Source organism: Ottowia thiooxydans DSM 14619 (assembly GCF_000422885.1).
GTDB lineage: Bacteria > Pseudomonadota > Gammaproteobacteria > Burkholderiales > Burkholderiaceae_C > Ottowia > Ottowia thiooxydans.
The window spans coordinates 1-26218 of sequence record NZ_AUGX01000014.1; the positions used below are offsets into that span (position 1 = coordinate 1).

Annotated in this window: 26 protein-coding genes; 18 read left to right on the forward strand and 8 right to left on the reverse strand. The window is 58.4% G+C overall.

Translation table 11 applies throughout. The features are described 5' to 3' along the window. The coding region (locus G518_RS40405; RefSeq protein ID WP_028602973.1) for a transposase at positions 1-283 on the reverse strand (283 nt) is incomplete at its 3' end. A 451-nt stretch (positions 284-734) separates the two neighbouring features. Here G518_RS40405 and G518_RS0113360 point away from each other — a divergent pair. From G518_RS0113360 to thiD, 6 genes are read left to right on the forward strand one after another with little or no spacing between them, the layout of a single operon-like run. Beyond that, complete coding sequence (locus tag G518_RS0113360) at positions 735-1943, forward strand: FAD-dependent oxidoreductase (protein WP_028602974.1); 1209 nt, start codon at positions 735-737, stop codon at positions 1941-1943. A 2-nt stretch (positions 1944-1945) separates the two neighbouring features. After that, positions 1946-2197 (forward strand): sulfur carrier protein ThiS, encoded by a 252-nt coding sequence (thiS, locus tag G518_RS0113365; protein WP_051236610.1) that lies wholly within the window; start codon positions 1946-1948, stop codon positions 2195-2197. A 1-nt stretch (position 2198) separates the two neighbouring features. After that, on the forward strand, positions 2199-3641 hold the full coding sequence (gene arcD, locus G518_RS0113370) for an arginine-ornithine antiporter (protein ID WP_028602976.1): 1443 nt from the start codon (positions 2199-2201) through the stop codon (positions 3639-3641). A gap of 40 nt (positions 3642-3681) precedes the next feature. Further along, positions 3682-4518, forward strand: a complete 837-nt coding sequence (locus G518_RS0113375; protein ID WP_051236613.1) for a thiazole synthase — start codon at positions 3682-3684, stop codon at positions 4516-4518. A gap of 1 nt (position 4519) precedes the next feature. After that, positions 4520-6367: a bifunctional hydroxymethylpyrimidine kinase/phosphomethylpyrimidine kinase gene (locus G518_RS0113380; protein ID WP_028602978.1), complete on the forward strand. Its 1848-nt coding sequence runs from the start codon at positions 4520-4522 to the stop codon at positions 6365-6367. Between the two features lie 13 nt (positions 6368-6380). Continuing rightward, complete coding sequence (thiD, locus tag G518_RS0113385) at positions 6381-7232, forward strand: bifunctional hydroxymethylpyrimidine kinase/phosphomethylpyrimidine kinase (RefSeq protein ID WP_028602979.1); 852 nt, start codon at positions 6381-6383, stop codon at positions 7230-7232. A gap of 27 nt (positions 7233-7259) precedes the next feature. Here the strand turns inward: thiD and G518_RS0113390 are convergent, their stop codons facing one another. Continuing rightward, entirely contained in the window at positions 7260-7841 is a 582-nt protein-coding gene (locus G518_RS0113390; protein WP_028602980.1) for a hypothetical protein, read from the reverse strand. Positions 7842-8031: 190 nt separating this feature from the next. Here G518_RS0113390 and G518_RS0113400 point away from each other — a divergent pair, with 190 nt between their 5' ends. Continuing rightward, positions 8032-9150 carry an NAD(P)/FAD-dependent oxidoreductase gene (locus G518_RS0113400; RefSeq protein WP_028602981.1) on the forward strand — a complete coding sequence of 373 codons (1119 nt, stop codon included), beginning with the start codon at positions 8032-8034 and terminating at the stop codon, positions 9148-9150. Between the two features lie 45 nt (positions 9151-9195). Here the strand turns inward: G518_RS0113400 and G518_RS0113405 are convergent, their stop codons facing one another. Both G518_RS0113405 and G518_RS40410 read right to left on the reverse strand, forming a co-directional pair. Continuing rightward, positions 9196-9639 carry an SRPBCC family protein gene (locus G518_RS0113405; protein WP_028602982.1) on the reverse strand — a complete coding sequence of 148 codons (444 nt, stop codon included), beginning with the start codon at positions 9637-9639 and terminating at the stop codon, positions 9196-9198. A 369-nt stretch (positions 9640-10008) separates the two neighbouring features. After that, positions 10009-10317 (reverse strand): hypothetical protein, encoded by a 309-nt coding sequence (locus G518_RS40410; RefSeq protein WP_169457943.1) that lies wholly within the window; start codon positions 10315-10317, stop codon positions 10009-10011. A 43-nt stretch (positions 10318-10360) separates the two neighbouring features. Between G518_RS40410 and G518_RS0113410 the strand changes: the two genes are divergently transcribed. Continuing rightward, on the forward strand, positions 10361-12796 hold the full coding sequence (locus G518_RS0113410; protein ID WP_169457944.1) for an IPTL-CTERM sorting domain-containing protein: 2436 nt from the start codon (positions 10361-10363) through the stop codon (positions 12794-12796). Positions 12797-12835: 39 nt separating this feature from the next. On the opposite strand, the gene G518_RS0113415 is transcribed toward G518_RS0113410, so the two are convergent. Next, a complete protein-coding gene (locus tag G518_RS0113415) occupies positions 12836-13999 on the reverse strand; it encodes an alpha-hydroxy acid oxidase (protein ID WP_028602984.1) in 1164 nt (387 codons plus the stop codon). A 72-nt stretch (positions 14000-14071) separates the two neighbouring features. Between G518_RS0113415 and G518_RS35080 the strand changes: the two genes are divergently transcribed. The 3 genes from G518_RS35080 (at position 14072) to G518_RS0113430 (ending at position 16818) form a co-directional block, all read left to right on the forward strand. Next, positions 14072-14626, forward strand: a complete 555-nt coding sequence (locus G518_RS35080; protein WP_036594629.1) for a DedA family protein — start codon at positions 14072-14074, stop codon at positions 14624-14626. A gap of 74 nt (positions 14627-14700) precedes the next feature. Further along, positions 14701-15801 (forward strand): adenosine deaminase family protein, encoded by a 1101-nt coding sequence (locus G518_RS35085; protein WP_051236615.1) that lies wholly within the window; start codon positions 14701-14703, stop codon positions 15799-15801. Between the two features lie 36 nt (positions 15802-15837). After that, the gene (locus G518_RS0113430; RefSeq protein ID WP_028602985.1) at positions 15838-16818 is read left to right on the forward strand and encodes a Bug family tripartite tricarboxylate transporter substrate binding protein; all 981 of its coding nucleotides are present in this window, start codon (positions 15838-15840) and stop codon (positions 16816-16818) included. Between the two features lie 194 nt (positions 16819-17012). On the opposite strand, the gene gorA is transcribed toward G518_RS0113430, so the two are convergent. Continuing rightward, positions 17013-18398 (reverse strand): glutathione-disulfide reductase, encoded by a 1386-nt coding sequence (gene gorA / locus G518_RS0113435; protein ID WP_028602986.1) that lies wholly within the window; start codon positions 18396-18398, stop codon positions 17013-17015. Positions 18399-18625: 227 nt separating this feature from the next. On the opposite strand from gorA, the gene G518_RS0113440 reads away from it, so the two are divergent. Next, positions 18626-19219 (forward strand): DUF6630 family protein, encoded by a 594-nt coding sequence (locus G518_RS0113440; RefSeq protein ID WP_028602987.1) that lies wholly within the window; start codon positions 18626-18628, stop codon positions 19217-19219. A 37-nt stretch (positions 19220-19256) separates the two neighbouring features. Then, positions 19257-19628, forward strand: coding sequence for a hypothetical protein (locus G518_RS40650; RefSeq protein WP_028602988.1), 372 nt, complete (start codon positions 19257-19259; stop codon positions 19626-19628). A 41-nt stretch (positions 19629-19669) separates the two neighbouring features. Here G518_RS40650 and G518_RS0113450 read toward each other — a convergent pair whose 3' ends face one another. Continuing rightward, positions 19670-20350, reverse strand: coding sequence for an ankyrin repeat domain-containing protein (locus G518_RS0113450; protein ID WP_028602989.1), 681 nt, complete (start codon positions 20348-20350; stop codon positions 19670-19672). A 27-nt stretch (positions 20351-20377) separates the two neighbouring features. Beyond that, entirely contained in the window at positions 20378-21130 is a 753-nt protein-coding gene (locus G518_RS0113455; protein ID WP_028602990.1) for an IclR family transcriptional regulator, read from the reverse strand. 138 nt (positions 21131-21268) lie between these two features. Between G518_RS0113455 and G518_RS0113460 the strand changes: the two genes are divergently transcribed. The 5 genes from G518_RS0113460 to G518_RS35090 are packed head-to-tail and all read left to right on the forward strand — an operon-like array spanning position 21269 to position 26200. Further along, positions 21269-22273 carry an ABC transporter substrate-binding protein gene (locus tag G518_RS0113460; RefSeq protein ID WP_028602991.1) on the forward strand — a complete coding sequence of 335 codons (1005 nt, stop codon included), beginning with the start codon at positions 21269-21271 and terminating at the stop codon, positions 22271-22273. Further along, on the forward strand, positions 22273-23103 hold the full coding sequence (locus tag G518_RS0113465) for an ABC transporter ATP-binding protein (RefSeq protein WP_084651790.1): 831 nt from the start codon (positions 22273-22275) through the stop codon (positions 23101-23103). The genes G518_RS0113460 and G518_RS0113465 overlap by 1 nt, the downstream gene beginning before the upstream one ends. Continuing rightward, positions 23100-23858 (forward strand): ABC transporter permease, encoded by a 759-nt coding sequence (locus G518_RS0113470; protein WP_028602993.1) that lies wholly within the window; start codon positions 23100-23102, stop codon positions 23856-23858. Before G518_RS0113465 ends, G518_RS0113470 begins: the two co-directional genes overlap by 4 nt. Next, entirely contained in the window at positions 23858-25021 is a 1164-nt protein-coding gene (locus tag G518_RS0113475; RefSeq protein WP_028602994.1) for a thiolase family protein, read from the forward strand. Before G518_RS0113470 ends, G518_RS0113475 begins: the two co-directional genes overlap by 1 nt. An 18-nt stretch (positions 25022-25039) precedes the next feature. Next, positions 25040-26200: an acyl-CoA dehydrogenase family protein gene (locus G518_RS35090; RefSeq protein WP_051236617.1), complete on the forward strand. Its 1161-nt coding sequence runs from the start codon at positions 25040-25042 to the stop codon at positions 26198-26200. The last annotated feature ends 18 nt before the right edge of the window (positions 26201-26218 follow it).

Sequence of the window (26218 nt, forward strand, 5' to 3'; positions counted from 1 at the left end):
AGAAGGCCGATGCTTTTTTTAGGAAGTCGTTGTCCTGGCGAAGTTGAAGATTCTGCGCTTCGAGCTCCCGGATACGCTGTTGCTCGGGCGTCAGCGGCTTACCAATGCCGCGCTGGCCCGACAGTTCCGCTTCATATTGATCGAGCCAGCGCCTGACGGCGCTATCAGTCAGCTCCATATCACGGCAGACCTGAGACACGCTCAGGTGCTGCTCTCGAATCATCTTGACGATCTGCAGCTTAAACGCCGCGTCGAACGATCGCCTAGTCTTGGCTTTGGTCATTTCTATTCCTGTGAGACATTGATTTCCCTTATCGGGATGTCTTTCGAAATTAGACCAGCACATGCCGACCCTCACCCCTCCCTCTCCCGCAAGCGGGAGAGGGGGACAATCAGACGGCCGTGGAGCAGGGCAGGCTGAGGGAATGCGGCGCATGCATGAGTCACGGAACTCTAAATAATCAGCCCCATACAACCGGGAAAAGAAGTGAAGACAACTGAGGTGAATAATCTGCACATTCTTCCAGGGACCTCCTGCAAAACCCATCGTGGATGCCGGGCGCTGGCGTCGGGATGGTATGCAAGGCGAGTTTTGCAGCCAATAGCTGGCGCTATTGGCAAAAAAATCAACGCCGCAGACCGCCCGACGCCAACGATCCGCCGCCGCGAGGGGTTTTGTGGGAGGTCCCTATGTTCCTGCCAAAGCGAACCGGCTCGCTCTCACGAATTTGTACATGTCTGAATCCAAAAACATCGGTATTGCCGGAGCAGGCTTGCTTGGCCGCCTTTTGGCGTGGCACCTGACCCGCGCCGGCCACCGCGTCTCAGTATTCGACCCTTCCCACAGTCCCGCGCCCGTGCCACGCAGTCAGGCCGGAGAGGTTTACGTGCCGACTGCGGCAGGCTTCACTGCAGCCGGCATGCTCAGCCCCCTCGCCGAGCTGGACAACGCCGAGCCGGCGGTGGCAGCGCTGGGTTGGCGCTCATTGGCCATGTGGACGCAGATCGCAGCAGCACTTGGCAAGGCAGATCTGGTGCAGGCGCGCGGCAGCCTCCTGGTGGCCCACCGCGCTGATCTGGGCTCGGCGCAAAGAGTGCTTGATCGCCTGCGGGCGGCTACGGCCACGACGGAGTGGAAATCAGCAAGTCCCAGTGAGAACGTGCAACCGCTTGATGCTGCTGCGTTGCAGGCGCTTGAGCCTTCCATCCAGGGCCCAGCACACGCTTGGCTGCTGCCCGGCGAGGGTTTCATCGATAGCGTGGCCGCGATGGCTGCTTTGCACGTGAGCGCGAAACAGGCAGATTTCCACTGGGGCCAGCGTGTTTTGGCTGTGGAGGCGGGCGAGGGCGGCGGAACGCTGCGCCTGCAAGATGGCCGGACGCTTGCCTTTGACGTGGTGATAGATGTGCGAGGCGTTGGCGCCAAGGCCGACCGCCTCTCTTCAGCTACTCCCCCAATGGGAGTGGGAGCCGGAGCAGGGGCCGTGCGCGGCGTGCGCGGTGAGGTAATCTGGCTGGATAGCCCGGGCCACGGGCTAACGCGCCCGGTTCGCCTGCTCCACCCTCGCCACCGCGTCTACATAGTTCCTCGCTCTGCCCGCGACGTGCTGGTGGGCGCCAGCGAGATCGAAAGCGAAGATCGCTCGCCAGTCAGCTTGCGCAGTGCCACGGAGTTGATGGCTGCAGCCCATAGTGTGGTGCCGGGGTTGGCAGAAGCACGCATTCTGAAGCTCGATGTCAATTTGCGCCCCGCTTTGCCTGACAATAACCCGCTTATCGAATGGGCAGGGCGCCGCCTTACCATCAATGGATTGTTTAGACACGGCTGGTTGCTGGCACCGGCGCTCATCGAACAGGCTTTCTCGGCCGAAGGCGCGCGAGCTGCGGAGTTGAAGCCTTTCAGTGCTTTAACCGTAAATGGTTCCTTGGTGCCCCAGTTATAAAAATGACAAGTATTCTGAATTCTCACCTCGAAGAGCCTGTGCCAGGGGCGTCCGTTATCACTATCCAACTCGATGGCCAGGCACGCAAGGTGCCCAATGGCAGTACGCTGGCACAGTTGGTGGCATCGCTCGGCCATGATGAGAAGGCCGTCAGCACGGCGGTCAATGGCGATTTCGTCGCGCGTACCTTGCGCCACTATGTTTTGAGTGAGGGCGACGCCGTTCTGCTGTTCCAACCCATTGTGGGCGGCTAGTGTGACCAACTCAGTCACGAACGCATCCAGAAAACTCAATCTCGGCCCGCTTACCGCTCTCGTCGTCGGTTCGATGATAGGCGGGGGGATTTTCTCGATTCCTCAGAACACGGCCGCCAGTGCGGCCGCGGGTGCGACGGTGCTGGCCTGGGGCATTACGGGCCTGGGCATGTTGGCGCTGGCCTTCGTATTTGTGAATCTCACATTACGCCAACCGAACCTTGACTCAGGGGTCTATGCCTACGCACGCGCGGCGTTTGGCCCCTTTCTGGGCTTCAGTTCGGCCTGGGGCTACTGGTTCATGGCGGTGCTGGGTAACGTGGGCTATTACGTACTCCTTTTCAGCACTCTGGGCCACTACCTCCCGGTGTTTGGCGAAGGCAACACGCCCGTTGCAGTCGCGTGCGCTTCTGCGTTGCTGTGGGGAATGCACGCATTGGTGCTGCGCGGAATCAAGGAGGCGGCGTTTATCAATCAGTTGACCACGGTCGCCAAGCTGGTGCCTCTATTGCTGTTCGTGGTGCTGGTGGCGCTGGCGTTCCAGCCGGGGATTTTTTCGCAGGATATCTGGGGAAGTGCTACCCCTGAACTGGGAACTGTGTCGCATCAGGTGCGCGGCATGATGCTCGTCACCGCCTGGGTGTTTGTGGGCGTGGAGGGTGCTAGCGTGTATTCGGCTCGCGCGGCACGCCGGGCTGAGGTGGGCACCGCGACGCTTTTGGGTTTTCTTTTCACCCTGGCGCTGATGGTGGCAGTGAGCCTGCTTTCGCTTGGAGTGATGGCGCAACCAGAGTTGGCCAAGCTGAAGAACCCCTCCATGGCGCATGTCCTCGCTCACGTCGTGGGCCCCTGGGGTGCGGCATTGATCAGCGTGGGCCTGCTGGTCTCGCTTTCGGGAGCGTTGCTCTCCTGGTTGCTCCTTTCCAGCGAGACGCTTTTTATGGCCGCGCGTGACGGCTCGGCGCCGGACTGGCTGGCCAAGGAGAACGCGCATGGAGTCCCGGTGAGTGCCATGTGGCTTACCAGCGGTTTTGTGCAAACTTTTCTGTTAATCACCCTGATGAGCAGTTCCACCTATTTGTCATTGGTGAATCTGGGAACATCGATGATCTTGCTGCCCTATATGTGGGCGGCGCTTTTCGGCCTGCGCCTGGCATGGCGAGGCGAGAGCTACAGATCGGCCGACAGGACTTTGCGGATGCGCGACATGGCTATTGCCGCCGTGGCCGTGCTGTATGCCCTATGGTTGCTGTATGCAGGCGGCATGAAGTATCTGTTGCTGTCTGCATTGTTGTACACGCCAGGAGCGCTGCTCTATGCCTGGACACGCCGAAGCCAAGGCACCGCGCTCTTTACGCGTGGCGAATGGCCTGTGTTTTTAATGGTGTTGGCGGCCGCAATTGTGGCCGCTTTGGGGCTTCGCCAGGGGTGGCTGCATTTATAAAAGAATAGGCGAAGTCCCATTCACCTATGTGGAAAAGAGAATGACCGTGCAAAGAGATCAACGCGACCAATCAGATCATCAAGCAGATCAGTGGGCAGTAGGCGATATAACGCTTACGAGCCGGTTTTTGCTTGGCACTGCCGGGTATCCCTCACCCAAGGTCTTGGGTGACGCTATCGCAGCGTCGGGTTCACAGATCATTACTGTCGGTCTCAAGCGGCAACTCGCGGCGGCCGGAGACAATGGCTTTGTGGAGATGATCCGCAGTGCCATGACTCAGCACGGCGCGCGCTTGCTCCCGAACACCGCCGGCTGCACGACGGCGCGCGAGGCGATCCAGTTGGCCCACATGGCTCGCGAGCTTTATGACACGCCCTGGATCAAGCTGGAAGTGGTGGGTGATGAATACACCTTGCAGCCAGACCCGCTTGAGTTGGTGGAAGCCGCGCGCCAACTCGCCAGAGATGGCTTTACCGTGTTTCCCTATTGCACTGATGATCTTGTCACGGCCAAACGCCTGCTGGATGCCGGCTGCCCTCTGCTCATGCCCTGGGGCGCTCCTATAGGTTCGGGTCAGGGTTTGCTCAATCCATTTGCTCTGAAAACCTTGCGCGCCCGCTTGCCCGGCGTGGTGCTCATCGTAGACGCCGGCATTGGTGCGCCCAGCCACGCTGCTCAGGCTATGGAAATGGGGTTCGACGCAGTGTTGCTCAATTCCGCCGTGAGCCAGGCTAGTGACCCCACGCGCATGGCATCTGCTTTTGGTCAAGCCATTGCTGCGGGGCGCACGGCGTACCTTGCCGGCGTCATGGCGCGGCAAGATTTTGCGGTAGCCACCACACCGGTGGCTGGCAATCCGTTTCTGATTGGAGACTGAAGTGCCGTCCACAAGACCTCCCCTTGTCTGGAGCATTGCTGGCAACGACAGCGGCGGGGGCGCTGGGCTCTCTGCTGATCAACGCGCAGCGGTTGCTTTTGGCGTGCACCTGTGCCCGGTGGTGGCGGCTATTACGGCGCAAAGCTCTGTGGGCGTGACGCGCATAGAAGCAGTCGCCTCCGAGATGCTGGAGGCGCAGTTGGCCGCGTTGGCCGAAGACATGCCTCCTACTGTGATCAAGACTGGCATGCTGGGCAGTGTCGGCAATGTGATGGTCGTAGCGCGCTGGGTCGACAAGCTACGCGCACAGGGCCCGGTTTCATTGGTGATTGATCCCGTGATGGGTGCAAGCACAGGGGCTTCGTTCGCCAATGGCGAGATGCTTCAAGCGTATCGCGAGTGGCTTTTGCCGCGCGCAACGCTGATCACCCCCAATGAGAGTGAGGCGAGGAGGTTGGCCGCTGATGGTCAAGATGCCTCGCCAGCCCTCACCCCGAAGCCGTGCGCCCCAACCCTCTCCCCCGAGGGGAGAGGGAGCAATGCCTCGCTCGTAGGGGGCGGGAGTGAGGCGAGGAGGTTGGCCGCTGATGGTCGAGATGCCTCGCTAGCCCTCACCCCGAAGCCGGGCGCCCCAACCCTCTCCCCCGAGGGGAGAGGAAGCAATGCAGCAGAGCTCATGCCGGCGGATTTACTCCCTCTCCCCGAGGGGGAGAGGGCGGGGGTGAGGGTCGGCGGCGCCTCCATCTCAACTACTGAATCCATTCCCACCATCGCTCGAACCTTGCGGGCTCTCGGCTCCGCAGCCGTTGCGATCACCTGTGGCGACTCATCGTCCTTCTCCGGTCAATCGGTCGACTGGATAGACACCCCTCACGCCGCGGGCTGGCTGACCCTGCCGCGCGTTGACACACCGAACAATCACGGTACAGGCTGCACTTTTGCCACCAGTGCGGCGGCGGCGATGGCTTTGGGGTTCGTGGTTGCAGATGCTCTGGTGCTGGCCAAAATGGCCACCACGCAGGCTTTGCGAAATGGCTACGCGGCTGGACAGGGCGCCGGTCCGGTGGCCGCGCAAGCCGGTTTCGCCACAGAGCCGGAACTTATGCCCTGGATGTCCTGGGGCGAGAACATAGATTTTTCAGCGGAGCCTTTGTCTGGTTCATCGCCTTTCTTGGCCGCTCTGGATTTGTACGCCATTGTCGATTCCGCCGAGCGCGTGGCGCAGGTGGTGGCAACCGGGGTTAAGACGGTGCAACTACGCGTGAAGGAACCCCCCACGCCTGATGACGCTTGGCGTGCGGCGCTTCGCGAGGCCATTAAAAAATCCGTAGCGGCGTGCCATGCTGCCGGCGCCTTGCTGATCGTCAACGACCATTGGCAGCTAGCCCACGATCTAGGCGCAAGCGCTGTGCACGTAGGGCAAGAAGATCTGCTGGCGTTGGGCGAAGCAGGGCGCGCAGCCCTTGCACGTACCGGGGTGCGAGTGGGCATCAGCAGCCACAGTCTGTGGGAGCTTGCCCGAGCCCGCACATTGAGTCCACTCTATGTGGCTTGTGGTCCTGTCTGGCCCACATTGACCAAAGACATGCCTTGGCATGCACAAGGATTGGACAACCTCGCTTGGTGGGTTCAAATGGCCGGCGTGCCTGTGGTTGCCATTGGCGGCATTCTGGAGCCTGCCCAACTTTCGCAAGCCGCAAGCAGCGGGGCAAGTGGAGTATGTGTGGTGCGGGGCATTGGCGATAACCCAAGCATGACGATTCCGGTATGGCAAGCCGCCCTTGAACAAGGCCGAGCCGCGCAAGCGCTGCCAATTCCCAATATGCCGCATCCGTCTCTTGATGCATAGGGCTGAACATTCCATGAGCGGTTCATTGAAGTACCAATACGTACGCGTGCTGACCATCGCGGGATCAGATTCCGGCGGCGGCGCTGGCATTCAGGCGGACCTGAAAACCATGGCCGCGCTGGGTTGCTTCGGCATGAGCGCGATCACAGCATTGACGGCACAGAACACGCAAGGTGTCACTGCCATACATTCAGCGCCCGCAGAATTCCTCACCCAGCAGATTGACGCCGTCATGGGCGATATTGGCGCGCACGCAGTCAAGATCGGCATGCTGCACAGCGTGGAGATCGTGGGTGCCGTCGCCCGGGCTATTGACCGTCACGCGTTGCCACATGTGGTGCTTGATCCGGTCATGGTCTCAGCTAACGGTGCCCAGCTCATAGAAACACCCGCAGTGCAGGCCCTGGTGCGAGAGCTGTTTCCGCGCGCCGCCATCATTACTCCTAATGTGGACGAAGCTGCGCTATTACTTGGTAAACCTATTAAGGAGGTTGCAGACTTGACTCCGGCTGCCCTCGCTTTGCTGGGCCTGGGCGCTCATGCGGTGCTGCTAAAGGGGGGGCATCTCGCAGGGGAAGAGGTGCATGATTTGCTGGTCATGCCGGGCAACTCGAATGAGCCGGTTTTGCATGAGATGCGGGCTAAACGCATTCACTCGCACAATCTCCACGGCGCGGGTTGCACTTTATCCTCAGCCATCGCATCTCATATGGCCCTGGGCTTGCCACTCATGCAGGCTGTGGAAGCCGGGCTGGACTACGTTCGTCAGGCCTTGATCTCTGGCGCAGACGTGAAAACGGGGGAGGGCGTAGGTCCGTTAAATCACGGATTTGCGCCATCCCCCTTGCAGAAGCGACCAGGTTAGGAGGCTTCAGCGCATGGTTCCAACTGATTACTTCTGACCAAACTTCAGTTTGGCATCGGCCACGCATTTGTCTTTGACAGCGCCTGACAGTGTGTCGCAACGCTCGGCAGCAGCTTTGTAGTTCGCTTCGTTTTTCTCGACAGCCGCATCTTGGCGAGCTTCCGAGACGTTGGCGTTGTGAACAGCTGGAGTGCGAGCTGGTGTCTCTATAGCTTTGGCAACCTTGGCATTTTCCTTGGCTGTCACGTGGGCTGTGGTGGCGTCTTTTTTACAAACGTCCTTGGCATTGCCGGCTTGGTCGTCACATTTTTCCTTGGCTACTTCGTAGTCGGCATCCGCTTTGGCCAAGCGGGCCTTGTGATGATTGCGTTCGGTGGGACTCTTACGCGCCTCCAGATCCGCCTTGGCTACTTTTTCCGCACCTTCCGCTTGCTTCTTGCAAACGTCTTTTGCGTTGTCTTTCATCGTGTCACACTGCGCTTTGGCAGACTTGTATGAAGCAGCGATTTGGTCTTTTTCAGTTTTGTACTCAGCCTGAGTGAGTGCAAAGCTGCTCGTGGCAAACAAGCTGGATGCGACCATAGCCATCAGAGCGGGTGAAAATTTCATGTGAACTCCTTCTTCATGTCTCGGTGAAAAGTACCGTGAAAGAACTTTATGCCGGTATGCGAACCTAGGTAGTAAGCGCTGGCGACGATGCGGCGTCGGTCAAGGACTACGAAGAGTTCGAAGGCCATGGAGCCCGGATTGGTTAACGCAAACCAGCCTGAGATACGCAGGCGTTTCTAGAGGGGCAACGATGGATCAGATAGATACCGCAATAGTGGGTGCCGGAGTGGTGGGGCTCGCTGTCGCGCGTGCACTGGCGCTCCAGGGGCAAGAAGTGCTCATTCTTGAAGCTGCGGGCGCGATCGGCAGCGGCATCAGCTCCCGCAATAGTGAGGTGATTCACGCGGGCATCTATTACCCACCTGGTTCCCTGAAGGCAGCGCTCTGCGTGCGGGGAAAACACTTGCTTTACGAGTATTGCGAACAGCGCAGCGTGGCTCATCGTCGCTGCGGCAAACTCATCGTCGCGACCAGTGAGTCTGAACTACCCGCTTTGCAAACCATCCGTGAGCGCGCGGTTGCTAGCGGCGTTCATGATCTGGTGCTGCTCACCCGTGACGAGGCGCGCACGCTGGAGCCCACACTCGAATGCATCGCAGCCTTGCATTCACCTTCCACAGGGATTGTGGACAGCCATGGGTTGATGTTGTCCCTGCTTGCGGATGTGGAGCAGGCAGGTGGCTTGATCGCACTCAACTCAGAACTGGTGACTGTTGGGCTCAATGCGGGGCCGGCGCGGGAAGGCCATGTTCTGACGATGGCTGACGGAACCGAGCTGGAAGTTCGGCAGCTCGTCAACGCTGCTGGCCTACAGGCTCCTGATCTTGCAAGGCGCTTCCAAGGTCTGGATGCCCGCCACGTGCCCAAAGCGAGCTTCGCGAAGGGCAACTATTTCACCCTGGCGGGCAGGGCGCCTTTTACCCGGTTGATCTATCCGGTGCCTGAGGCAGGAGGCCTAGGTGTGCATCTCACGCTCGATCTGGGCGGACAGGCCAAGTTTGGCCCAGATGTGCAATGGGTGGAAACGGCCGATGATCTTCAGGTGAATCCTGCTCGTGGAGACGCCTTCTATGCCGAAGTTCGCAAGTATTGGCCGGGCCTGCCAGAGGGCGCGCTGCAGGCTGGCTACGCTGGAATTCGTCCCAAGATCAGCGGCCCCGGGGAGCCTGCGGCTGATTTTCTTATTCAAGGGCCGGGTCAGCATGGGGTGCCCGGCTTGGTCAATCTTTTCGGCATCGAGTCACCCGGGCTTACAAGCAGCCTGGCGATTGGCGAAAGGGTGGCGCAAGTTTCACTTCGCCCGGAATAGAGCTGAGCCAGGGAAATGCCTTCTTGCGCTTCTTCCTTCGAGCGCCTATTGGTTGATTTCAGGCTCCACTAGTTTCGCCAGTTTCCGCAGAGATTCCTGCCATCCCAGATAGCACGCTTCAGGGGGAATGAAGTCAGGGATGCCTTTCTGCTCGATGTTCATTTCGGTTCCTACCAGTACAGCTTTCAACTCCACGGTGACTGTCATCTCGCCAGGCATGTTGGGGTCGTCAAACTTGTCCGTGTAGACCAGGCGTTGCCCTGGGGTGAACTCCAGATAGGTGCCACCAAATGAATGGCTGTGGCCAGTAGTGAAGTTCCTGAACGACATTCTGTGCTTTCCACCGACCGTGGCATCCAGTTCATGAACCGTGCAGGTGAAGCCAAACGGCGGCAGCCAGCTTGCTATGGCGTCAGGTTCCACGAATGCGCGGAAGAGTTTTTCCGGTTTGGCTGTAATAACGCGGTGCAGTCGGATCGTGTTGGGCATAGCGGGGTCCTTCATTTTTAGGCGTATCTGTATCTGTCACTTCGCGGTGGACACCTATCTGGTGCGCACAGAGCACATCGCAGATGTCTAGGGAAACTCCAACCTCAAAAAAGAGCAGGGTGAGGAGGTTCTTGTTCGCCGCGTCTGAGATCGTATGACCGTACAAGGACCTCGTCAAACGAGCACCGTGTGACTGATCTGCGCGCCCTGGGCAGGCCAGATTCGTCGGCAGGTAACTCAAGATTTCCACCTGACTCCTAACTCACGACAATCGGATAACGCGTCAAGAGTAATGGATAAGTAAAAGTATCCACCTAAAAATGTAATAAATGATTACATTAGTAGGAGATCAATGGTGACGTGTCACGGTTAGGGAGAAGGTATGGGGCAAGTACAAAAATTCGCTACGCAGGGTGGCCGTTGGGGCCGCCACATGGCGATGATGGTGAGCGTGGTTGGGCTGTCTTTGTGCGCACTTATGCAAGTCGCCCAGGCAGCTCCTGTCACATTCACAAATTCTACGGCGATCACCATCACAGATTGTCCCAATCCTTGTGCTTCACCCGGACAGGCGGCGTCGTTATATCCATCACCAATCACCGTGTCGGGCGTCACCGGCGTAGTGGAGCGGGTGTCGATCACGTTGAACGGTTTCAGCCACGCATTTCCATCTGACACTGACTTTTTGCTTGTCTCACCCAGCGGCCGCAAATCAGTCCTCATGTCCGATTTTGGAGCAGGAGGTCCTGGGGTATCGAACATCAACGTCACCTTGGACGACTATGCCGAGCGGCCCATTCCCTCAGTCGTCACCGGCAACACAGGTTTTCCATTTACCACTGGCAACTACCGGCCAGCCAACTCGGGCGCGACGGATGCCTTTCCCGGACCTGCTCCAGCGGCCCCGTACACCTACACCCTGTCAGCATTCAACGGTGACAGTCCTAATGGCACGTGGAATCTGTACATCGTTGACGACGCCAATCTCGACGGCGGTTCACTAAGCGGTGGATGGTCGATTACCTTTGACTCCAGGCCTGCGCCGCCCGCAGCTGGGGATATCCTGATCTCTGAATTCCGCACACGAGGGGCGGGCACCACGCCACCAGGGTCTGATGGTTCCGTGGACGAATTCATTGAGCTGTACAACAACACGGATCAATCTATTACGCTCATAGATGCCATTCCCGGTGCGGATCCGACCTCCGTGGCTGGGGCCGGTTGGCGCATCGGCGTTGCTCAAGGCGCGGCGGAAAATGATTTCGTGGTGATCTCGCAAACTATCGGCACGACAGGCCCCTTGGCGATTGCGCCGCGCAGCTATTTTCTGTTTTCGAGTCAACCTACGGCGCCCAGCCCAGCGGGTAATACCTATAGCCTATCCACCTATCCTACTGGTACTGGCATCACCTCCAGTGGCTCCGGAAATATCGTCATCAATCCTGCATCGGCGAATGGGTTTTTACCGGACGATGCAGGCATAGCCATCTTTTCAACGGCAGCAGCAGATTCGGCGCGTCGCCTGGATTCGGTGGGTTCGACCGGCGTTACCGCAGCGGATTACAAGGAAGGTACGGGGCTGACGCCCATCACCACGGCTGGCCAGCATAGCTGGGTACGCCGCGAGGCCTCAGGCTTTCCAAGCGACACCGGCAACAATGCCACCGACTTTGTACTGGTGGACACGTTGGGTAGAACGCTCGATGGCGTGCCAGCCGTTCTGGGTGCCCCCGGCCCCCAGCGCGGCCATACCGCAACGGCATTCACCACCACTGCTGCCCCTATGCATGGTTCACTGGCGTTGACGCCGCTGGTGTTGGATCCTGCTCAAACGCCAACAACGGGACCGAACATGGTGTTTGATCCCACGCCTGTCGCCAACGGCAGCAGTGGGACTTTGAAGATCCGACGCGTTTATCGCAATGACTCAAGTAAGAATCTGCTCGCTCTGCGATTCAGGATCGTGGACATCAGTACGCAAGCAGGGGGCGCGCCGCCTTTAGGGGGCCTGGATCTAAGGGTGCTCGGCTCACCGGTTCAGACGGTAACGCTGACGGATTCCAGTACACGGTCACTGGCTGCTCTGGCATTGCAAACTCCTGCTGCGCAGACGCTGGGCGGGGGGCTCAATTCGAGCCTCACCGCAGGAGTCATTACCACGACGGCTCCGTTGGCTAGCGGCGCGTCGGTGGCGGTGGAATTCAATCTGGGCGTGAATACGGCCGACACCGCATTACCGTACCGTTTCGTCGTGATAGCCGAAGGCTTGCCTTTCGACGGCATCGGTGGGGTGTCGGCTCGAGATGAATTTGGCACATTTGGGCTAGGTGCTGACCTCTCCATCACCAAGTCCGATGGCGTACCGTCTGCGGTGGCAGGCAGCAACGTAACCTACACCATTGTGGCCAGCAATATGGCCGGTCCGGCTCCAACAACAGCTTTGGTGAGCGATACCTTCCCGGCTGCTTGCACCACCGTGAACTGGACTTGTACTGCCAGCGGCAGCGGCACCTGCTCAACCAGCGGCTCAGGCGCCATTTCGGATAGCGTGAACCTTCCTGTGGGCGCCAGCGTCACGTATTCGGCAGTATGCTCAATCAGCGCTTCCGCCACAGGCGTCCTATCCAATACGGCTACGGTTGCGTCGACAGGCGGTGTCACTGATCCTGATCTGGAGAACAACAGCGCGACCGACACCACCAATTTGTTGGCTCCGGGCATGTTGGGTATTTCGCCATCGACCATAGCGTTTGCCTCAATGCCCGTAGGCGGCAGCAGTGGTGCGCAAACCGTCACGCTGACCAATACCGGAGATGAAGTCCTGACGGTGACCGCGTTGACAGCAGCTACCGGACCTTTTGCCCTGTCAGGCGGTTCGTGCGGCACGCCACCCTTCATGCTGCTGGGGGGAGCTTCATGTACCCTGAGCTACGTGTTCTCTCCCACGGCGCCGGGAGCGGCGAGCCAATCCATCACTGTCACGGCCAACGTGCCGGTGAGCGGTCCTCTTGCTTTGAGCGGTACCGGCACCGGTGGCGGCGCTAGTGGGGGGGGCGTGCAACCCGTAGCAGTGCCCACCATGGGGGAGTGGGGCGTGCTCTTGCTCGGTCTACTCGCTGCCGGCTTGGGTGTGCGGGGCGTACGCCGCCGCCAATAACCATCGAAAGGGTGATCTCGCCGCCTCCGGCGAGATCACTCAAGCGACCGGATACGTCCCCGGACGGAAGATCGTCTTGTCTACCGTTTCAATGCTCGTGTGGCCGCTGAAGGCCATCGTGATATCCAGCTCCTTATGGATGATCTGCAGAGCTTTGGTGACGCCGGCTTCGCCCGCGGCACCAAGGCCGTAAAGAAAAGCCCGGCCAATATAGGTTCCGTGTGCACCCAATGCTCGGGCTTTCAGTACATCTTGCCCACTGCGGATGCCGGAATCCATATGCACCTCGATCTGCGAGCCCACCGCATCCACGATGGCGGGCAGGGCAGTGATGGTGGAAGGCGCTCCGTCTAACTGGCGGCCGCCGTGGTTGCTCACGATCAGTGCATCAGCGCCGCTATCCACCGCAAGGCGAGCGTCTTCCGCTTCCATGATGCCCTTGATGATGATCTTGCCTCCCCAGCGCTTTTTGATCCATTCCACGTCGCCCCAATTGAGCCGGGGGTCGAACTGATCGGCGGTCCATGCGCCAAGATTGGCCATGTCCGTGACACCTTTCACGTGGCCATGGATGTTGCCGAACTTGCGCCGCGGTGTTTGCAGCATGCCAAGGCACCACCTCGGCTTCGTAGCCAGATTGATCAGGTTAGCCAGCGTTGGCTTTGGGGGTGTGGAGAGTCCATTCTTGATGTCCTTGTGTCGCTGGCCCATGATCTGCAGATCCAGCGTGATCACCAGTGCGCCGCAGCCGGCCAGTTTTGCGCGGTCAATCAGGCGTTCAATGAAATCGCGGTCGCGCATCATGTAGAGCTGGAACCAGAATCCGGGGCCTGCATGCTGTGCCACGTCTTCGATAGAGCAGATGCTCATGGTTGAGAGGGTGAACGGCACACCGAATTTTTTGGCTGCCCGGGCGGCTGCAATTTCGCCATCCGCGTGCTGCATGCCAGTGAGGCCAGTAGGCGCGAGGGCTACCGGCATCGTGACAGGTTGCCCGATCATGGTGGTCGCAGTGGAGCGCCCCTCCATATTGACCGCCACACGCTGGCGCAGCAGCATGGTCTGAAAATCAGATTCGTTGGCGCGGTAGGTGCTTTCTGTCCAACTGCCAGAGTCCGCGTAGTCGTAGAACATACGGGGTACGCGGCGCTGCGCGATCCGGCGCAGATCCTCTATGCAGGTGATTTTGCTTAAATCGGTCATGGTTTCGCTCTCCTCTTGTTGGATCGTAAGTCCATTTCATGCAATACCGGCACGGCGTCTTAACATCTAGCCATGGATTTATTTGAACTGATCGCCCGCTATGGCTATGGCGCGGTAGCCATAGGCTGCTTGCTGGAAGGCGAAGCGGTGCTGCTTTTAGCTGGTTTTGCTGCACACCGGGCCTATTTGGATTTCGCCGGAGTGGTCGCAGTGGCCACAGTGGCAGGCTTTGCCGGCGATTTGTTTTTCTTTTGGTTGGGGCGGCGCCACGGTCCGGCCTTGCTCGCGCGGTGGCCTTCGTTGGCGCGCCAGAGAGAAAAGGTGGATGGCTGGATTGGGCGTTACCGCGCGGCGGTGATCATCGCAGTGCGTTTCACCTACGGTTTCCGGATCGCCGGGCCTGTGGTGATCGGCATGTCGAGCACGCCAGTGCCTGCGTTTGTCATGTTTAACGCCCTGGGCGCGTTGCTCTGGGCCAGCCTCTTCACCAGTCTGGGATGGTTCTTTGGGGAAGCCGCCCAACGCACTCTAGGACATATGCACCACCTTGAAAAGTGGCTGGCTCTGGGTTTGTTCGCTGCGGGCCTGCTATACGGAGCGTTTCGCTGGTGGCAAGGACGCCGATAATAGGCAGGAAACCGAATGACCGCTAATTCCAACGTCTCCGCGCATTCATCTACAGTTTCATCCGGTTCAGGTTCATGACTAGTACTTTTGTTCCCTCCGCGGACGCCCTCGCGCAAGGGTCGGCCGTGCATGCCTTTTGCCACGCCTTGCCCAAGGTGGAAATTCACTGCCATTTGCTGGGCGCTATTCGCCAAGACACCTTTCATGAATTGGCCCGGCGCTCCGGTGGTATCAGCACGGAGCAGATCGATGGCTTGTTCGCGCATGGTGAAAAGCGCCAAGGGGCAATTCCAGGCTTGCGAGCGCTGGAAAACCACGTATTGCGCCGCCCAGATGATTTGTACCGGCTGACGCGCGAATACCTTGAAGATGCCCGCGCGCACAACGTGCTCTATACGGAGTTTTTCTGGAACCCCACAGGCGTGGTGCAACATTCAGGCTTGTCTTACGCCGTGCTTCAAGATGCCATCGTTCAGGCCGCGCTAGATGCCGAGCGGGATCTGGGAATTGTTGGCCGTCTGGTTCCAGCCATTGATCGGGAGGCGCCGCCGCAGGCCGCTGTGGAGATGGTGGGCTGGATGGCTGCAGCCCGCCGCGAAGAAGTCCCCGGCATTGGCATTGATTACCGTGAAGGCCTCGGTGCACCTGAGCTGTTTACACAAGCTTACGCAGATGCTCGCGCGGCTGGCTTGAAGACCACTGCGCACGCAGGTGAGTTTGGATTGCCATGGACTAACGTGAAGACTGCGCTCGACACCCTGCAGGTAGACCGCATCGATCATGGTTATACAGCGATTGACAACCCCGAACTCACCGAGCGCTTGCGTAAGCGCGGCATGGTGTTCACGGTCGTTCCCGCCAATTCCTACTATCTGCGCACGTTGGCGCCTGAGCGCTGGGCGCTGGATCACCCCATTCGGCGCATGCTCGCATTGGGCCTGAAGATCCATCCCAACAGCGACGATCCCACTTTGCACAACATCACCCCTACCCAAGCATGGGCCATGATGGTGGAGCAGTTTGGTTGCGCGCCAGCGGAGCTGCGCGCGCTCATGCACAACGGGCTCGATGGCGCCTGGATCGAAACCGGTCGCCGTGAAGCCTGGCGCACCGAATGGGACGCCCGCTTTGATCAATTACTGCAAGAGTATTTTCCAAGCACCCCGGCGCTCTGATCATTTTTCCATCGCGCTTTTTTCCGGAGTTTCTTCATGACCGTCATCCTTCGCCGCACACTTCTGGCTGCCGCCCTTGTGGCCAGCGCGACTGGCGCCCACGCCCAAGCCGCTTGGCCCACCGCCAAACCCATTACATTGATCGTGCCCTTTACTGCAGGCGGCGCCACTGATGGGATTGCACGCCTTTTTGCTCAGAAATTGGGTGAGCAGATTGGTCAGTCGGTGGTGGTCGATAACGTGGGAGGAGGGGGCGGCGCCATTGGTACGCAAAAAGCCGCCAAGGCCACGCCTGATGGCTACACCATCCTCATGGCGGTAGATAGCCCGGCGGCCATTGCCCAGTTTGTAAATCCGGATGCCGTGAAGTACGACACTCAGCGAGATTTTGCCCCTGTGGGCATGCTCGCCATTCAGCCTCTGGTCATCATGGGCCGGCCTGGTTTGGCAGCCAATTCGTTCAAAGACGTGATCGCACAGGCCAAAGCAGAACCCAGCAAGCTGAGCTATGCCACTTCCGGCATCGGCACCATTCTTCACCTCGCCATGGAGCGTTACCAGCAGCAGGCAGGCATCAAACTGCTGCACGTACCTTATCGCGGAGGCGCTCAGGCAATCACTGATTTGATTGGAAACCAGGTGGATATGGCCATCTTGCCTTCGGGTTCGGCCATTCCTCAAATCACTGCTAAAAAAGCGAAGGGTTTGATCGTTACGGATGCCCATAGGCTCGCGGCGCTGCCGGACGTACCTTCGATCACCGAGGTGCAAGGCTTCAAAGACTTGGCCATCAATTCCTGGATAGGCGTGTTCGCACCTGCCAAGACCGCATCAGCCGTGGTTGAAAAACTCAACCTGGAGATGAACAAGGTGATGCAGCTGCCTGAGGTGCGCGCCAAGTTCGCCGAGCTGGCCATCGTGCCGGGCAGCGGCACGGCGGCCCAATTTGGCACCTTCGTCAAGAACGAACAAGCTCGTTACGAACGTATCGTGCGTGATGCCAATATTCGTGAGTAGATCACGAGCAGATTGAGGGAGGCGGTGATGGACAACCTCGGCGCACGATGCCCACCATCTGTTTCCCGAATTGCATTTGATTATTTAACACCGTTCGGGCTGAGCTTGTCGAAGCCTTGCGCAACGCTTCGACCCTTCGACGGGCTGGACAGGCGAAGCTCAGCGCGAACGGACTGCTGTAATCAAGCATGGCCTTAGGTGCGTGAGACTTCCCGCATCGTCACGAACTCTTCAGCGCTCGTGGGGTGAATGCCAATCGTAGAGTCGAACTGCGCCTTGGTAGCGCCGCACTTGAGGGCGACAGCAAACCCTTGCACGATTTCGCCCGCGTCTGCGCCCACCATGTGCAGGCCCACTACGCGGTCAGTGGCGGCATCCACCACCATCTTCACCAGCGTGCGCTCGCTGCTTCCAGAAAGCGTGTGTTTCAGAGATTTGAAATCGCTGCGAAACACTCGAATCGCGCCGTATTTTGTGCGCGCCTTTTCTTCCGAAAGACCCACGGTACCGATAGGTGGGTGGGTGAACACCGCCGTGGGGATCAGCTCGTAATCCACGGTACGCGCCGGTTTGCCCGGAGCGGCGCCGAAAAGGTGGTCAACCAATGCCATGCCTTCAGCGAGCGCCACTGGTGTTAGTTCCAAGCGGCCTACGACATCGCCCAGCGCAAAAACACTGGGGACACTGGTGGTGAAGTGCTCATCCACCCGGATACTGCCGTTCTCCTCCTGCTGCACGCCCAATTCCGCTAAACCCAGGTTGTCCACCCGGGGTTTGCGTCCAGTGGCGTAAAGCACGACATCGGCATCGAGCACTTGGCCATCCTTGAGATGCACCTTGCGCGCGGCACCTGCCGCTTCGATGCGAGAGACCTCGCTATGCAACCGGATATCAACACCCGCCTTGCGCATTTCACTGGCTGTGAAGGCGCGCACTTCGTCGTCGAAGCTACGCAAAATCTGCTCACCCCTGTAGAGCAAAGTGACTTCGGCGCCCAGCCCATGGAAGATGCTCGCCATCTCGCAGGCGATATAGCCACCGCCCACTACCACGAGGCGTTTGGGAAACTGGGGCAAGTCGAACATGTCGTCGGAAGTAACCGCCAATTCGCGCCCGGGAAACTCCGGCACAAACGGCACACCACCGGTAGCGATCAAGATGTTCTTGCTGGTGTGGCGGGTGGTCTGGCCATCAGGGTGAGAGACCTCCACCGTGTGCGCATCCACCAGCCGTCCGTGGCCTTGCAGGCGCTCCACCCCTCCATTGATCATCAAGCCATCGTAGATGCCGTTCAAACGGGTGATTTCTCTGGCGCGGTTGGCTTTGAGGATTTCCCAGTCAAGCACGGGCGTTCCAGGAAGCTGCCAGCCGAAGCCGCGAGACTCTTCAAAAGCTTCGTGAAAGTGGGCGCCATAGCTATAGAGTTTCTTGGGAATGCAGCCCACGTTGACGCAGGTACCCCCCATGGGGCCACTTTCTGCCATTCCAATGCGCGCGCCTCGCTGGGCGGCCATACGCGCTGCGCGGACACCCCCAGACCCACCGCCGATGACAAAGAGGTCGAAATCAAACTCAGCCATAGCGGCCTCTCAAAAAATCAATGGACACCTCTCAAGTGTAGGCACTAGGGCAAATACAAGTGCGGCGACGGTCTTTTTTTAGATAAGTCTCGCGCTACCCTTGGCCGATCAGGATGATTGGTCCCGCGAATGGCCGCGTTCATCGTGGTCGCGATCGTCTTACGCAAGGCCTGAGGTCTTTGGATCGTGAACAAGTTCCTGGTCTCTCCGGGAGCCAGCACTAAAATTTGGATGCCTTTCCAGCTATTCAGCGCGGACTGGAGCTAGCACTGCTGAAATACCTCACCGCTGGGTTCACCACCGCAGCCTCACATAGAGCAACTATGGATCAAGAGCATTATTGGAACGACATCTGTGAGCATTTATGCCCCGGTGATGATTCCCTACGCCAAGACGTCAAATTGTCGATTGAAAATCCACAAAGCTACTTGGAAAAGTTCGATGACGCTCTCTGGGAAAGAGGGATAGAAGAACCTTCATTTGTTCGGCCGTGGTTGGCGCTTGTCGATGGTCTGATTTCTCGCGGTTATGCCTGTGAAATGGACTGGAAGCTCGATCCAAATGAACTGGCGTTTCAGCTAGAAAAACTTCATCCATGCAAGTCTAGAAATATCCAGCTTTCTTCATTAAGAAATAGTACGGAAGTTGGTGCTCAGATATTGCTGATCGCAGCCAAGGAGCTGCGCAATCATTCCCTTGAGTTGCTTTTCCTTGAAATCGATGGTGACTGCTACCCGCTTTCAGTGGTGCCATCAGCTAAAACTGCCGAAGTTTTAAGTTTGTCGCAGCTACTGAAACAGAACGCAGCGATCTATCCCTGAGAATCGTCCAAATTCTCTGCAGTCTAGAAATCACATAATGAAAATAGCTACAAAAGTGGTAACCGCCAGCATCGTCATGTTGTCATTCGCAGGAACTGTGGCGGCGGCGCCCGTATATCTTTCTTGTGAGTTCAAACATCCGTCTGGAAAACCTCAGGTTTTCAATTTCGCGCTTGATGAGTCTGCAAGCACGCTGGGGGTCTTTGTGCCGAGTACCGGGAGCGAAAGAACATCGAAGGCGACATTTTCAGCAGACAAAGTCAGCTTGAACGAAGGCACGGTGGCTTGGGAGATTGATGTGTCCAAGCGAGCGGTTATCCGCGACATGAGAATGATTGAAAAGAAGGATAGCGGTACCTGCAAATCCATATCCGCGGAGCAGAGCGGTTTTGAGCTCGTTTCACGCTAGGAGCGTGAAGCGCAGGGGCATCTATTGAGCCCATGCTCCCGTCAGCGCGCATGGGCAGCAGTGAGAATGGCCTCGATCGCCTGATAGCTGATACCGCGCTCGCGCACGTGCTGGAGTGGCGTCACGCCGGCGCCATCCGGGAGGTTTACGTTGGCTCCCGCGTTCACCAGCAAACGGACAATCTGCTGGTGTCTCTCGCCGCCGTCGCTGAGAATGATGGCCTCCAGGAGTGCCGTCCACCCCAGACTGTTCACATGATCCACGTTCACGCCAGCCTCGATGAGCGTTCGCACTGTTTCGACGTGCCCTCGCTCGGCGGCCGGGATCAGGGCGGTGCCGCCATAGCGGTTGGTGCTCTTCAAGTCGGCACCATGCGCAAGTGTCATCTTGAGAATCTCGAGGTGCCCGCGCGCACCAGCGTAGAGGTAGGGGCTGTCGCTGATCTGATCCTTGGCATTCACATTGGCGCCAGCATCGATTAGCGCCTTGGCTGCTTCGATCTGGTTGGCGTGCGTCGCTACCAGTAGCGCCGTAGCGCCGGTGTTGTCACGCGCCTCAAGACCAGCTCCCTCAGCCAGTAATTTGCGCACCGCCGCGACATCGCCTTGTTTTGCCGTCGTATGCAGGGCAAGGGTCGGAGGATTTCCCTGGGCTCTTGCTTCAAGCGAAATGATGGGGAACATCGTCAGAGACAAATACCTCAGCAGAGATCGACGTTGCATACCTGTTCTCCAAAGCGGTTGGGATCGTCAATATTTCCGATTGCCTCGCGCAGCAATCATCGCAGCTGTTCGTTGAAGCGGACCGCGCCAAGCCTCAGGGTTGAACCGGAAAGCAGGTGCTGCGACCACTAGCCCAGCGACAGGGCCTTGCACTGATGTGCGCACCGCCACAGCGATGGCACCGATGCCCTCCACGGGAATATTGTTCACGATGGAGCAGCCGTCTCGGCGTACCTTGTCCAGCTCCTGAAGGAATTCCTGAAGCTCTTCAGACGGCAGGTTCATTTGCTCCAGCACCTGATCGCGCTGTTCCTGGGGCATTTCGCTAAGGATAACGCGTCCGATCGCCGAGGTTTGTGCCGGAAACCGGGTACCCACTTTTAGATCCACTCGAAGAACCGATTGTGCCTCCACGCGTTGAAGCAGTGAGATGTTGGTGCCCACAAGTACGCCCAGTGAACAGGTCTCGCCTACCTCGGAAACCAGTGCTTCCAGCATTGGCAACACCGCCTGACCGAGCCCGAGCTGCTGGGACGCCACTGCACCAGCCTCCATGAGGCCAACCCCCAGACGGTAGCGGCCTGACCCGGCACTGGTTTCCACGAAGCCATGAAATGCCAGCGTGGATAACAGTTGATGCGCCGAGCTTTTCACCACGCCAATTCCCCGCGCGATTTCACTCACACCCAGCTCGTGCAGAGGCGCGGCAATGAGCAGTTCAAGTATCTGCAATGCGCGCGATACCGAAGCTACCTGTCTGGAAGGCGTCTCTGAACTCATTCAATTCTCGATTCGTTTAAGGGTAATTCCGTACGTACGAAAGGTTGCGTCATTTCGCAGAGTAAGCATAATAACATTTCAACGAACGCCGTTCGTTATACACGAACGATCAGAAACTTGGACTCCTGTGGAGGTTCTATGACTTCATCCCGGCGATCACTTTTTCGCGTAGCGGCTCTCGCGCTCTGCGCCTTTGGTGCAGTGCAAACGTCTTATGCACAACAAAAATTAGGCAGCTCCACCATTTCGGTGGTGCCCTCCACCAGCGCAGTGGTGCTCTACGTGGCGCGCGACGAAGGCTTCTTCGAGCGAGAAGGTCTTGAGGTGAAGATCACCGAGTTTGCGAGTGGAGCAGAGGCCGAGCGCGCCATGGTGGCCGGTGCGGTGGATATGGGCGGTGGCGGTGTAGGCACCACGCTCCTCATGGCCAACCAGGGCATCAAGGCCAAGAACGTGGTGCTTCTGCAGAAGAAGCCTATCTTCACTTTGGTTGCCTCCAATCGCGCCAACCTCAAGCCAGGCGATCTGAAGGGATTGAAAGGCAAGACGGTAGGTGTGAGCTCACCGGGAAGCCTGAGCGATCTTTTCCTGCGCATCGCGCTGCGTGATGCTGGCTTGGATCCAGATAAGGACCTCACCGTGGTCGCCACGGGTGGTCTGGCGGCTCACTTGCCCGCACTTCAAACGGGGCGAGTGGATGCCCAGATGACCTGGGAGCCCTCTACCGTTACCTTAACCCGCAAGGAGAAGGCCGCAACGGTATTGCTGGATTTGCGTGGCGATGATGTGCCCGCACCACTTCAGAACCTGTTGGGTAGTTCGTTGCAGGCCACGGACAAATGGCTTTCAACCCCAAGCAATCTCGCCAAGGCCCAGGCTGCTGCCAGGGCCATCACGAAGGCGAGCCGCGCTATCAATGATAAGCCGGATCTGATGGTCCCCACGCTGCAGCGCATGTTCCCTTCGTTGTCTCCAGATCTTTTGACCGAAATTGCACGTGTGGAAGCACCCGCGTTCAGCCCGCTCATCACCAAAGAGGCGATAGACCATATGAGCAAGGTGTATAGGGGAGCGGGGCTTACCAAGAGCGATGTTGCCTACGCAGACATAGTCGATCCACGGTTGGCTGCCGAATGGAAGTAATGCGAATCAGCAGTCTGGATGCGATCGAAGGATCGCGCAACAACACTGTGCCAGTGCCCACTACAACGCCAAAGCTGGTCGTTCGGGATGTGTCTCTGTCTTTCCCTGCACCTCGCGGATCTCGTGTCTCCGTATTGGGCAAGGTCAATCTCGCCATTCGTGAGGGTGAGTTCTGCTCCATCGTCGGGCCATCAGGCTGTGGCAAGAGTACCTTGCTATCCGTGATTTCCGGCTTGGTGAAGCCTGACTCTGGCACATGTGAGCTGGACGGAAAGCCTATCTCCCTGGGCGATCCGGCTGTCGGCTATATGTTCCAGTCAGACACCTTGTTGCCCTGGGCCACTGCACTGGAGAACGTGCGATTTCCATTGATGGCTGCAGGGCGTACCGATGACGGGCTTTGCATGTCGCTGCTCAAGAAAGTGGGTGTCGGCCAGTTCGCGGATGCCTATCCCTGGCAACTCTCAGGTGGCATGCGCAAGCGCGTACAGCTCGCGCGTCTGCTTGCGCAGCAACCCAAAGTGCTTCTGATGGATGAGCCATTTGGTGCACTTGATGCGCAGACGCGCTTGCTGATGCAGGAGGAGCTTTTGCGGCTTTGGGAGTCGACCGGGCTCACGGTTCTTTTTGTCACTCATGACCTTTCAGAAGCTATCGGTCTGTCAGACCGTGTGATGTTGTTCAGTGCCAGGCCAGGGCGTATCAAGGAGGAATACCAGGTGGAAATAGGGCGCCCGCGTGCGATTGAAACCATTGTGAGTGACCCCGCCTACAACGAGTTGTTTGTGCGTGTCTGGCAGTCCCTTAAGGAAGAGATCGTCCTCGAATGAAACTCGTTCTGTATCGAATATTGTTCCTTGCCGTCATCCTGGCGCTGTGGGAGCTTATCGCCCGCCTGGGCCTTGTTCAGGATTTCGTAATGAGCCGGCCCAGCAAGATCTTTGCCTGGTTGTCTGAAGCCATCGTGAGTGGATTCTTCTGGGTCAACGTGGGTGTGACTGTTCGCGAAACCTTGCTGGGATTGCTGGTGGGCTGTGTGCTCGGTGTGGCGGGTGGGTTTGCACTGGCCCACTGGAACGGGGCATTCAGGCTGCTGGAGCCCTTCATCATGGCGCTGTACAGCTTGCCAAGAGTTGCGCTTGCACCTTTGTTTCTGGTGTGGTTTGGCATTGGAGAAGGCTCCAAGGTGGCGTTGGCCGCATCGTTGGTCTTCTTTGTGATGTTGCTCAACACCCATACCGGGGTGCGCGAGATCGATCAAAACCTGGTGAATGCCGCGCGGACCATGGGGGCCAGCAATGGGCTCATAGCCCGCCGGATTCTCCTGCCGGCTTCCATGACCTTTATCTTCGCGGGCCTGCGCGTCAGCATTGGCCTCGCGCTGATCGGAACGATTGTGGGCGAGATGATTGCTGGCCAGTATGGGCTGGGCCAGATGATCTCCAAAGCCGCCAACATGTTCGATACCGCGCAGGTCTTCGCCATCATCATCGTGCTGGCAGTCCTTGCGGTTGTGCTGAACGAAGCGATGAAATTCGTGGAGCGGCGTGTCATGAAATGGCATCCCCCACAGAGGACGCACTAATGGAAAAAGCATATATCTGCGGCGTAGGGATGACGCCGTTTGCCCGCCATCCGCAACGCTCCATGAAGGACCTTGCGCGAGAGGCGATCACGAATGCCCTGGCGGATGCCTCCGTAGCGCAGCAAGACATACAGGCGGTGTACTGCGCAAACTCCATGGCCGGCATCGTGACCGGGCAAGAGTCCATTCGCGGCCAGGTAGTTCTGAATGCCATGGGCATCACAGGAGTTCCCGTGGTCAACGTCGAAAACGCTTGCGCGAGCGGCGCAACAGCCGTTCACCAGGCTTGGATGAGTGTGGCTGCGGGTTTGTACGATTCGGTGTTGGTGCTGGGAGTCGAAAAGCTCTATCACGAAGACCGTCTGGTATCGATGCGAGCCTTGGCGTCTGCTACAGATGTCGAGCTTTCCTCTGGCCAGTCACAGCAAAGCAGTTTTCTTGCCGAGTCAAGCAGGCGGCTTGCTAACTATATGCAGGACTCGGGCGCGACTCTGCGCCACGTAGCGGAAGTTGCGGCCAAAAGCCGCAGGCATGCCTCGCTTAATCCGCTGGCGCACTACCGCGAAACCTATACGGTGGATGAAATCCTGGCCTCGCCAGTGGCAGCCCCTCCCTTGACTCGCCTCATGTGCTCACCCATCAGCGATGGCGCTGCAGCGGTAGTGATTTGTTCGGAAAAATTCCGCCGTGAGCGCTCATTGAAAGTCGTGCGCATTGCAGCTTCCGTGTTGCGCTCTGGCGGGACTCCCGGTCCACTCGCAGGTCGTTCTGTCGACGATGCAGCCGATGCTGCATACAACATGGCTGGCCTGGGGCCTGAAGACATCTCCCTTGCGGAGGTTCACGACACCACTGCAGCCAGCGAACTCATGCTCTATGAGCGCCTTCGCTTCTGCAAGAAAAACGAAGCACCCGCCTACGTAGACGAAGGTGGCCCCAGTCTGGGGGGGCGTCTTCCGGTCAACACGAGTGGCGGTCTCATCGCACGGGGCCATCCGGTCGGTGCCACAGGCGTGGCCCAGATCTGCGAGCTCACATGGCAGCTGCGTCAACAGGCGGGGGATCGCCAGGTTATCAATCCGCGGGCAGCGCTCGCGCACAACGCGGGCGGCACCTTGGCAGGTGAGTCAGCCGCGACAGCCATTCACATTCTCACTATCTAGTTATTGCAAGGAAGAACGATGCTCTACACCCTCACCCCCGAACAAGCTGCTGTCCGAGACTCCGCTGCAGCAGTGGCACGCAAGATATCCGAAACCATCATCGACATCGATCGCCAGACCGGGCACTCCAAAGAATGGTGGGATGCCATTCACCTTCTGGAGAAGGAAGGAATGCTGAAGCTCCATATGCCCAAGGAGCTCGGGGGTGGAGGCCACGGCCTGTTCACAGTGGTGCTCGCTGAGGAAGAGATTGCCAAGGTTGATGGCGGCTTTGCCAACATCGTTTCGCATGAAGCCTGTTCTTACCTGATCTTCACCAACGCTCGGGATGCAGCGTTGCGGGATAACTGCCTGAAACGCATGCAAGAAGGTGTGCTCACCTGTATCGCCATCACTGAGCCCAACACCGGTGCTGATCTAGCCCGCATGCAAACCGAAGCGCGCCGTGACGGTGATGGCTGGATCATCAACGGGCACAAACGTGTGGCGTCGTTGGCAGCAGCGGCGGGAATGTACCTGGTCTTTGCCATCACGGATCGAAGCAAGGGCACCAAGGGAATTTCCGCATTTCTCATTCATGGTGACACCCCAGGTATTCGCGCCGGTGAAGTCGATGACGTGATGGGCTACCGGCAGCTTCCGCCTGCAGATGTGTTTTTGAAAGATGTTCGCGTGCCGGGAGTTCAGCTCCTTGGAGAGGAGGGCGGTGGTCTCAAGATATTTGCGCAAGCGCTGAATGTGGGGCGTCTTGGTGGCGGTACACAAGCCTTGGGCATTGCGCAAGGGGCGTTTGATCTGGCACTGACCCGGGCCAAGGAACGCAACACTTTTGGCAAGCCATTGATCGAACATCAGGCCCTGCAGTTCAAACTGGCAGAGATGCAGACTCAGATCGAGACCTCACGTGCATTCGTCTACCAGGTGGCTCAATGGATGGACACGCTGGATGACATCACCACTGCTGAGGTCGGCAAGTACTGCGCCATGGTGAAGTCTCATTGTTCCGATATGGCTTTGAAGGTCACGATCGAGGCAGTGCAGATGTTCGGTGCCTATGGCAATTACCGGAGTAACCACGTGGAGCGCCTGCTGCGCGATGCCAAGGTCACGCAGTTGGTGGATGGCCCCAATGAGCTGATGAAAATGCGCATCGGGCACGCGCTGGCACGCAACGGTTGATTAGAGAGAAGGAACTGC